Genomic DNA, 564 nt, shown 5'->3' with positions numbered 1-564 from the left:
TTTAAGGGCGCACGGTGGATGCCTTGGCACCAGGAACCGATGAAGGACGTGGGAGGCCGCGATAGTCCCCGGGGAGTCGTCAACCAGGCTTTGATCCGGGGGTTTCCGAATGGGGAAACCCGGCAGTCGTCATGGGCTGTCACCCACTGCTGAACACATAGGCAGTGTGGAGGGAACGCGGGGAAGTGAAACATCTCAGTACCCGCAGGAAGAGAAAACAACCGTGATTCCGGGAGTAGTGGCGAGCGAAACTGGATGAGGCCAAACCGTATGTGTGTGAGACCCGGCAGGGGTTGCGCATGCGGGGTTGTGGGATCTCTCTTCCACGGTCTGCCGGCCGTGGGACGAGTCAGAAACCGTTGATGTAGACGAAGGACATGCGAAAGGTCCGGCGTAGAGGGTAAGACCCCCGTAGTCGAAACGTCAGCGGCTCGTTTGAGAGACACCCAAGTAGCACGGGGCCCGAGAAATCCCGTGTGAATCTGGCGGGACCACCCGCTAAGCCTAAATATTCCCTGGTGACCGATAGCGGATAGTACCGTGAGGGAATGGTGAAAAGTACCC

At 58.5% G+C, this 564-nt stretch carries 1 rRNA gene; it reads left to right on the top strand.

The features are described 5' to 3' along the window. Positions 1-564: ribosomal RNA gene (locus tag IE263_RS48090) — 23S ribosomal RNA — on the top strand; the annotation flags it as partial.

The sequence above is a fragment of the Streptomyces aurantiogriseus genome, assembly GCF_014649375.1.
In the GTDB taxonomy this organism is placed as follows: domain Bacteria; phylum Actinomycetota; class Actinomycetes; order Streptomycetales; family Streptomycetaceae; genus Streptomyces; species Streptomyces aurantiogriseus.
This window is presented reverse-complemented; position numbering and strand designations above follow the sequence as displayed.